The 9,603-nt window shown below is 45.9% G+C and carries 6 protein-coding genes; all 6 read right to left on the bottom strand.

Going from position 1 to position 9,603, the window contains the following annotated elements; translation table 11 throughout:
* Positions 1-57: 57 nt before the first annotated feature.
* A complete protein-coding gene (locus tag BBG47_RS20270; RefSeq protein WP_065293221.1) occupies positions 58-1,914 on the bottom strand; it encodes a DUF4352 domain-containing protein in 1,857 nt (618 codons plus the stop codon).
* A 15-nt stretch (positions 1,915-1,929) separates the two neighbouring features.
* A complete protein-coding gene (locus tag BBG47_RS20265; protein WP_065293220.1) occupies positions 1,930-3,192 on the bottom strand; it encodes an efflux RND transporter periplasmic adaptor subunit in 1,263 nt (420 codons plus the stop codon).
* Positions 3,189-6,302, bottom strand: a complete 3,114-nt coding sequence (locus BBG47_RS20260) for an efflux RND transporter permease subunit (protein ID WP_065293219.1) — start codon at positions 6,300-6,302, stop codon at positions 3,189-3,191. Before BBG47_RS20260 ends, BBG47_RS20265 begins: the two co-directional genes overlap by 4 nt.
* 216 nt (positions 6,303-6,518) lie before the next feature.
* Complete coding sequence (locus BBG47_RS20255) at positions 6,519-7,886, bottom strand: sensor histidine kinase (protein ID WP_065293218.1); 1,368 nt, start codon at positions 7,884-7,886, stop codon at positions 6,519-6,521.
* Positions 7,879-8,565: a response regulator transcription factor gene (locus BBG47_RS20250; RefSeq protein WP_065293217.1), complete on the bottom strand. Its 687-nt coding sequence runs from the start codon at positions 8,563-8,565 to the stop codon at positions 7,879-7,881. The genes BBG47_RS20255 and BBG47_RS20250 overlap by 8 nt, the downstream gene beginning before the upstream one ends.
* A gap of 204 nt (positions 8,566-8,769) precedes the next feature.
* The gene (locus BBG47_RS20245; protein WP_065293216.1) at positions 8,770-9,588 is read right to left on the bottom strand and encodes an SHOCT domain-containing protein; all 819 of its coding nucleotides are present in this window, start codon (positions 9,586-9,588) and stop codon (positions 8,770-8,772) included.
* Positions 9,589-9,603 lie beyond the last annotated feature (15 nt).

The following is a 9,603-nucleotide window of genomic DNA, read 5'->3' as shown; positions in this document are numbered from 1 at the left end:
TTAGAGAAAATAATTCTCTAACCCTCTTCTATCATAGTAGTTAATCTCTGGTCAAAATTAACTTCTTATCACTCTACCCAGGAACCGCTTTACCGGTCCATATGGCGTATCAAACATTTCATAGAAGCTGACCGTGACAGGATAACTCAAGCCAAGCATATCAATGTTCTCAAAAATGATGTTCTGTTCTCCTTCCCTCAAGAGTGGCTCCTCAACAAGTGAGAACAGCTTGGATCCAAGCATCCGTCCGCTATGATCGGTTAGCTCCAGTTTGATTTTCGATAAGTTCGGCTCACTCATTACCTGCTTCGCCCGAATAATATTCAGTTTCAGTCTTAAGGCATACGAAGACGATTGAACCATGTCAGCTCCGCCCCGCAACCAGCTTCCTCCCCAATCATTAATTTTCAATTGGAATGGATACATATCAAACAGCAAGTCTCCAGTATTATCGTAACTCGTCTTGAAACGGAACGTATCCACAATGAAAGGATAGGTTTGTTCTTCTCGGTTGTCGACAACATGCAGCAGTAACTCCGGTTCCTTCGAGCCATCAGGGATCACGAACATGTGAGATTCAACTACAGCAGCGCTTGGAAGCAGTGATTTCTTATCCGTCTTAGCACCAAGTCGTTCCCCTCCAAATCGAGATCCATCCTTATCTTCCAGTTCAAATTGATAGGATGGGATCGTGATTGAGGAACTGCTCTTATTCTCGAATTTGAAACGGAGAAGAAGTGCTCTGAATCCTGCCTCCTTGTTCTCTAACAGCGTCTCTTCTTCCATCGAGACATTCAAGCCCTCTGGAAATAAATCCGTACTATCGCTGAAATTCAGCTTATCCCGCAGCTTATAATCGGTCGGTACAACCTGACTCGTTCCTCGATTCGGAATGTTAATATATAATCGCCCTACTTGATAGGTTGCAGCCTTGGTCGGATCGGCCGCCCCAGGAGGCAGGAACGATTCCGAGGTTAATAGCTTCAATCCTGTCAGCACCGTATTCGCACCTGTCTCTACAGCGTATCGCAGCGTTGCGCCCTCACCCGGCATGAGCGATTCAGGAGCCTTGCCCAGTTTTGTAGACTGATACAGATCGTTGTTCGACCATGCCGTCAATTTGATGTCTGGGACATTCTCGCGTATATTGTTCCTGTTTACGACACGGAAAGTGACCACATGAACCGTCTCCAGCTTTTGTTTGAACCGCTCGGCCACTTGCGCTGGCTTGCCTGAACTCTTCATGATGCTTACAGGCGTATACGTAAGCATTGATGAATCCGACAATGCTTGCAGTTGGAAGGATTGCCCCCATTCCTTAATCAAGGCGGGATCGGTAATTGGAGTATAGTCATTTTCCCATGCAGGCTGCACGACATCCATCACCGCAACGACTGTTTCCTTTTTCGGATATACCTCCCGATTAACTTCCTTCCAAATAAATCGTACAGGAGCCGCCATGTCATCTTCGACGACATGACTCATTAACCTCCACTCCACCACTTCGCCCTGAGACAGAACACGAGCACTGTTCTCGCTAGATATCATCGCATATTCCTTTTTGTTATCCATCAGTACATATAATTCATAATCAGGAAGACGGAGCTTTTTGCTAGAATTATTTTTGATTTTCATGGTGGCAGCAACTTGTTTCCCTTTGTCCGTTACGCTATTAATCACATTGGTTAGGTCAATCTGTAATCCAAACCTATTCTTCCAGTAATTCTGAGCCTTCGGTATCTGCTTCTGAACTGGCTTCGCTTTCGCTGCGCTGGCAGGATGCGTAGTTTGATTAGCAGTATTAGCTGACTTGCTCCCATCTGTGGCTGCAGCAAGCGCTTCTGTCGGAAGAGTCCCAATGATTATTCCGCACAGAGCGGCAAAAGCCACAACCTGAATTGTTTTCTGTTTCAAATCTTGTCAACTCCTCTACTTCGCAAGCCGCACCTGTTGTTTGTCCTTCAGTTGGTGCTGGCCTGAGATAATAATGGATTCTCCATCCTGCAATCCTTCAATTACCGGATATATCGCATCCTCCAATGTGCCAAGTGTGACAGAGCGCTTAATCGCCGTACCATTTTGATAGATGAACACAAATGCAGAGCCTTGTTCACGTACGACAGCAGTTGCTGGTACGACAGGAACCTTGCGTTCATTCTCCCCAGCAAGAATGACCTGAACCTTCATCCCCGCCTTTAATTCAAGCTTGGCATTATCCACTAACAGCTCCACAGCATACGTACGTGTGTCCATATCCATAACTGCGGATAAATAGGTAATAGAGCCCTCATACTTTTTTTCTGGCTTGCCAGACACATAGAAAGGCAACTTCTTCTTACCATGAAGCAGAGAAAGCATGTCTTCGGTCACTTTCCCCTGTACGCGAACGGTGTGGACATTGGCAACGCGTCCGATCTTCGTGCCTGGAGCCACATTCATTCCAGCAAGCACAGTCCATTCTGTCAAGACGCCATCGGTAGGAGCCTTGATTTCAGCTTCTGCAATCGCAAATTTCGCCTCTTTCAATTGAAACTCTGCTGCCGAGATTTGATCCTCGGCACCTACATCCTCTGCAAGTCTTTCCGCTGTATCCAGCTTCATTTTCAACACTTGCAAATCAAACTTTGTATTTTTAAGTTGCAGCTCAGACTGTTCTACAGAAGCTTTTTCTACAGTGCCTTCATCATAGCCGTTTTTCAGCTTATTCAACGCCTTTGTTTGCTCTTCGATTTGCTCTTCCATCTTCGTTATGGACATTCGCGTTTCCGAATTGTTCACACGTTTCGTCTCATGTGAAGTTTCCAGCAGTTTATTGGCATTCTGCAACGCCTGCTCTGCTCGCTGCTTTTGAGAAAGAATACGCGACACATCCGTCCGAGCGATCACTTCTCCGCGCTTCACACGATCTCCGCGCTTCTTCTCCACTGCCACAATTTCTCCGCTACCCTTAGCTACGATGTCTATCGTCACTGACGGCGCAATATCAGCGACGATCTCAGGTGCGGCCCCCATGATCTGTTTGGTCACAACGGTCGTCTTAACCTCTGCAACTGTAGATTGCGAATGTTGTTCGCTTGTCGCTTCGGGACCATTCACTTGATCCGACGCAGAGCACCCAGCCACTCCCACAGCCGCTCCCGCAAGCATCAACATAAGCAGTATTTTCATGCTTCGTAAATGGGATTGATTCATGATGAGGTCTCCTTCCCTTCTGTTAGCGGCGCTGCTCCATTCCCTTGTTGATCAAGAAACTGGTTCTTGTTTTTTTTACGCCGAGCTATCATATCATACATAATTGGAACAACCACAAGCGTTAATAATGTGGATACCGTCAAGCCGCCAATTACAACAACCGCCAATCCGCGGGATATAAGCGTACCGTGGCCGAATCCAAATGCAAGTGGAAGCAGCGCCATAATGGTTGCTCCTGCCGTCATGATGATAGGCCGCAAACGGGATATACCCGCTTCTATCAACGCACTCCTCACATCCTGTCCGGCTTCTCGCAGCTGCTGCGCCTTATCGATATACACAATGGCATTCGTCACTACAATGCCGATCAACATCATGAAACCGATTAAGGAGGTAATATTAATCGATTCATTCGTAACAATCAAACCAAGCACACCGCCTATAGCTGCAAACGGCAGGGAAAACATAATCGCAAATGGAGCAGTCGCATTGCCGAACGTAAGTACCATAATCAAGTACACGACAAACACTGCCGCAGCCATTGCTATGAATAACTGTCCAAAGCTGTCTCCAATATCTGCACTTATGCCCGACACGGATCGTCCAACCCCGTCTGGCAGTTGGATCAGATCTAAGGAGGCTGCTACTTGTGCACTAATGCCGCCTTTGTTCTGTCCATTTAATTTCGCCGTAACATTGATGACCTGTTTCTGATTGTCTCGCTTAATGGAAGCTGGGGACTTCACTCGTTTAATCGTAGCGATATCCGCAACTGAAATGGTTTCCTGAGTCGGTGTTCTCAGTTGAATCTGCCCAACCGCGCTCAGATCACCACTCAACCCCTTCTCCGTCTCTACTACCGTGGACAACAGCCCTTCTTGGTACCGATACTCGCCAATCTTATCTTGGAACAGCCACGTCTGCAGTGTGCCCTGGACGATAGCCGGTGTTAGTCCGAATTGTTTCGCTTTCCGCGGATCGACATCGATCACCACTTCAGAGGAAGCTTCGCTTAACGAATCTTTGATCTCCGACAACTCAGGGAATTTGATCATTTCTTGCTTGATAATTGCCGCTGCCTCTCTTAGCTGAACTGCATCTTCACCAGACAACACATATACAAAATCCGGCGCTGCACTGGTGTCCCCTGTCAATGTCCGTGTATCCAGCTCCGATCCAGCGGGAATATATGCTTCCAGCTTGGCTTTATATTCACGTCTTACTTGCTCCACATTAGCCTCTTCATTTACTTCCGTATAGATTTGGGCCATGTATGGCATCGCATTCGGATCGCCTGCGTACCCGACCAGCGTCTCAATGAACGTGAACAGCGGCTTATTCTGTGCGTCTTTAGCAGCGCGAAGCTCCGCTTCCATCTCCTTCATCACATTATCTGTCGCCTTCAAGGAATTCTCATAAGGCAGCTTAATGGTGAAGAAGAACTGACGCGGCGGTGTCCCTTCTGGCATTAAGGTAAAGGCAAGCTGTGGGACAAGCGCAACCATTGTAACGATAAACAACAGAATTGAGATGAACAATGTCTTGATCCGATGATTGAGCGACCACTCTAAGAGTTTGCGATAACCGGTCGTAATTCTGGATGGCTTGTGCTCTCCAGCATCATGTCCCTTTACATTAGCCTGCTTCAGTACGAGCAGCTTCGCCAGCATTGGGATAACAGTCAGAGCCACGAGCAGTGATGCCATCAAAGCGCAGGCCAATGTAATTGCGAAAGGACGGAACAGCTGCCCTGCTGCTCCACTGATCATGCCGATCGGTGCAAATACGCCCACTGTTGTTAACGTAGATGACGTAATTGCATTGGCTACTTCCTTCGTCGCCAGCGCGATAACGGATTCATTCCGTTCCTCAGCCCGATACAGCTTGGCATATATATTCTCAATGACGACAATACTGTCGTCGACCACACGGCCTATCGCAATAAACATGCCGCCGAGCGTCATAATATTAAGGGAGATATCCATCCATTTCATCAGCAATAGGGCAATAAGCACGGAGAGTGGAATGGATATGAGCACGATTAAGGTCATTCGCATATTTCTCAGAAAAACCAGAATCATGAGAGAGGCAAGCAGTGCACCAACTAATCCCTCCCGGACAAGCCCGCCAATGGATTGCTTCACTTCGTCAGCATAATTGTAGACCTTCTTGAAGGTTACACCTGTAAGTTCTGATTCCCACTTGCTCATCAAACGATCGGCACCTGTAGAGAATTCAACCGCGTTAGCTCCGTTCGCCTTATATAGCAAAATACCGATAGCCGGCTGATCATCCAGCCTCGCGATGAACTTGGATTCCGAGATCTCAGTGATCTTCCCGAGCTCCGTCAATCGGATCGTATCCCCCTGAGGGGATTGCACAGCAATTTCCTCTAGTTGCTTGACACTAGTTAATCCGTTGTTCATGCGGGCAAGCAGCGTATTCCCCTCCAATTCCACTGTTCCTGCCGGACCTGATGCCAAAGCGTTGCGGACGGCTTCTGATACCTGAGCAGGCGTTAACCCATAGGAACGAAGCCTATCTGGAAGGAGTCCTATGCTCAGATGTGTACTTCGATCACCGATCACGTCCATATGATCCAAGCCTCGTAATGCTTGAAATCCCGGCTTAATCGTCTTGGTGAAATGCTCCTCTAATTGAGATTGCGTTACCCCCTCTTTTCCATATACCGCTAAATAGTAGGAAGGGATGGAGGCTACCCCAAATGTGGATACACGCGGTCGTTCTACACCCGATGGGAACGCTATTTCTTGGATCAAGCTTTCTATATCCGCCTTCTTCCGATCAGTATCCACCCCTTCTTCAAACCTGATAAGAATGGACGCTGTTTGGTCACTGGATGTGGAAGATATCGACTTGATTCTTTCCATGCCGGAGATCTTCTTCTCAATCGGTTTCGTAACCTGTTCCACTACGTCCTGAGGGGGTGCTGCATATTGTGCAGTCACCAATACATACGGGATGGAAACGTCTGGCATGTTGTCTATTTTCAAGCCCGTCGACGCATAGATACCTCCCCCGAACAGCATTGCTACGATAATGAACACCGCAGCCACATTCTTCATTGAAAATCGAATCAACGAATTCATAATGTGTGTCTCTTCCTCCTCCTTAACGTCTCCGCGTCCCCTTGCGATAGCTTGAGATATACGCTAACAAGGAAATATGAACGGAGTATGAACTCAGGAACATTTTTACAATAATGTTCTGCAAATTTGTGGATATAAAAAAAACCATAACCGCGGTTCTCCTTTGGCTATGGTTCCATTCGTTCTCTTATATAGAAATTTCATGATTGCAATTCCTTACATCGCATTAGGCGATCGCAGTCTAATCGTCACCGTCGTTCCTTCCCCAGTACGGCTCGCAATTGTGACTGTCCCTTGATGAAGCGCTATGACTTTATTGACAATTGCCAGTCCCAAACCACTTCCATTTCCATCTCTACGCCTTGACCGATCAACTTTATAAAACCGCTCAAATACCCGATTTAGCTCTTGATCAGGGATACCTATCCCGGTATCGGTAATCGTCACTTGCGTCCACCCTGTCGGCTGGTTCGTTAACGAAATGGTAATTGTCCCATTGTTCGGCGTAAACTTCATGCTGTTGCCGATTATATTCATCCAAACATGGCTAAGCAGATCTTCGTCCGCGACAATCGTTATAGGAGTCAACTGCAAATCCATATGCAGCGTCTTGTCTTTCCATTGCGGCTCGCAGGCCACTACAATTCTCCGAAGCTGCTCATCGAGCGCGTAAGCTCTCATGTTCATCGGATGATGATCCGACTCCAGAGAGGCCAGCTGGAGCAGGTTATCGCTTACCCGAGATAATCGCTCACTTTCCGTTAAAATAATGTGCAGATATCTCTCCCGCTGCTGTTCCGGAATGACATTCGATTTTAGAGCTTTAGTGAATCCTATAATTGAGGTTAGAGGGGACTGGATCTCATGCGATACATTGGAGACGAAATCCTGCCTCATCTGCTCAAGCTGGTTCAGCTCTTTAGCCATTTGATTGAAGCTATTCGCCAGCTCGCCAATCTCATCTCTTCTCCTCATGCGCAGCTCTGCCGAGAAATCCCCTTTTGCCATCTTCCTCGTAGCTGCAGTCATTCGCTTAACCGGCAATACAACAAATCGGGCAGCGATCAGGAAACATAAGCTGCCAACAACAAGCACGATGACGAGAACCATTGTAATAAATCGGCCGATTACATCCAACCCGCCAATCGACATTTGCAAAAATAAAGCCTGACGCTCGTTACCAATCTGTATAGGGATCCCGATAATCGGCTCTTGTTCATCATTGTCCGCAATTGCACGAATCCGCTCCCCTTCCAGCACCTTCTTCAGCTGTTCTGCCTTAATGGGGTAACCTGCCCGTTCTTTCGCATTGTGGTGAATAACAGTGTCTCCATCACTATTCAATATCCGAACCTCATACATCGTAAGTGCCTTCAACGACATCACATAATCCTTAAATTGAGATGCTGACATCGAAGTACGCAGACGAGCCAAGTCATCACCAAGATTCATCAATTGACGGTACGACACTTCTTCCATTTCCTTCTGAAACAACAACCCCGACACAGAAAAGGCGGCAATAATGCCGATAATAATTGCTAATATGAACGTAAGCACCACTTGAACGTACAAGGTCTTAATCATGACATACCTCAATACGATATCCGAGGCTGCGAGCAGTCACAATATTAAAGATCTCCGAGTAGTTGGAAAATCGTTCACGGAGCCGCTTAATATGTACGTCAACGGTTCGGTCGTCCCCTGTATAGTCCATCCCCCATATATCCTGTATGAGCTGTTCCCTCGTTAAGATCTGCCCAGGGCAACTCGCAAGCTTAAACAAGAGTTCAAATTCCTTCAGTGGCAGTGTAATGACAGAGTCGTCATCCTCCATCATTACTTTATAACTGCTTCGATCCAAGCGCAGCGGGCCAAGCTGCACAACCTGCGAGAATGCAATTCGGTAACGCCGAAGCAGTGCTTTGACGCGCATTACCAGCTCCACTGGATCGAATGGCTTCGTTATATAATCGTCCGTTCCCAATTGGAATCCTCTTACCTTCTGCCCGGGTTCCCCTTTGGCTGTAGCCATAAGGATAGGCAAATCAGGATGTAAACGGCGCAGCTCCTCGCACAGCTCCCACCCATCCATATTCGGCATCATTATATCTAAAATGACAAGATCGACTCGCTCCGCATCCATGTACCGTAGCGCCTCCATCCCATCCCTTGCTTCAATAACGTGAAATCCTTCTGCTCGGAGATATAATCCTATCAGTTCCACTATATTTTCATCATCATCCGCGACCAATATCGTTCTCATGTACAGGGATTCTCCTTTGGTTTGGAACATTTTTCAATGAGTTAATTGTAATATATCACCATCCCATCTTCCATCACTACCTTAAAATCTATCAAAAAAAATAAGCGTCTCCCTGTACGGTCGACACTTATTCTCTCTTACGATTGTGCTTTATTGTAAATTATAATGATTTTATTATTTCAATATGACTTTATGTATTTTAAACTAACCAATTAATTTCTTCTTTTGGACATCGAATTCCTCTTGACTTATAACGCCCTCATCCTTCAATTGAGAAAGCTTGCGAAGCTCATCAGCCACTAATACTGCAGACGTTGGCTCTATTACAGTTGTAGTCCCTGTCGACTTAACGGTCTCATTTGGCTTAACGGAGTCTAATCCACGTTTCATTAACACATTAATTAGCTGATGACATTGATATGCCTCTTCAAAAGCCCTTTTATATTCAGATTCATCCTCAAGAAGCCCATAACCATCGTTAAGAAATTTAATTTTATACACGGGTTGATACATATCATCTACTATGATGCTCAACTCAATTTTTTTGATACGTCTATTACATCTATAGCCTAGTAAAGAGTGTCCCCCTCCATTATCATGACCACAGTGATCTCTATGCATCGTTGAGATATTGTTCTCATCAAGAAGCAATTCAGACTTTACGATATCTCGGTAGTTGTATATTTGAGGTCTAAAACTGTTTTTATGGCAGAAGCATATTTGTTGTTGTTTTTCATCAACGAGTAATGACATTTCTGCGCCCACCGATTCGAAATGATGAGAAGCTCTAAATTCAGGTGCCCGATTTAATACTGTAGTTGTAATAGTGCGATTATTATCGATTTCCGCTGCTTCAAGCTGCCTCCATTTAAATCTGCTAAAAATAGGTATTAGCACAGAAGCAAAAGTTATTACATAGAAAGAAAAAGGAACATCATGATGATTACCGAAAAAAAGCAATAATAGACAAACTATTGATATTGGCAATGTGAAAATGAAAGTAAATTTAAGTAAACCGACCAAGTCTCTCTCCCCTTC

Origin of the sequence: Paenibacillus sp. KS1 (genome assembly GCF_001680695.1) — a bacterium.
GTDB classification, from domain to species: domain Bacteria; phylum Bacillota; class Bacilli; order Paenibacillales; family Paenibacillaceae; genus Paenibacillus_B; species Paenibacillus_B suaedae.
Note: the sequence above shows the minus strand (reverse complement) of the source record. Positions and strands in the feature narration are given on the sequence as shown.

What these genes read in the sequence shown, in the direction of transcription:
- BBG47_RS20265 (WP_065293220.1), bottom strand. Translation starts at nt 3,192, where the DNA reads ATGAATCAATCCCATTTACGAAGCATGAAAATACTGCTTATGTTGATG.
- BBG47_RS20260 (WP_065293219.1), bottom strand. Translation starts at nt 6,302, where the DNA reads ATGAATTCGTTGATTCGATTTTCAATGAAGAATGTGGCTGCGGTGTTC.
- BBG47_RS20255 (WP_065293218.1), bottom strand. Translation starts at nt 7,886, where the DNA reads ATGATTAAGACCTTGTACGTTCAAGTGGTGCTTACGTTCATATTAGCA.
- BBG47_RS20250 (WP_065293217.1), bottom strand. Translation starts at nt 8,565, where the DNA reads ATGAGAACGATATTGGTCGCGGATGATGATGAAAATATAGTGGAACTG.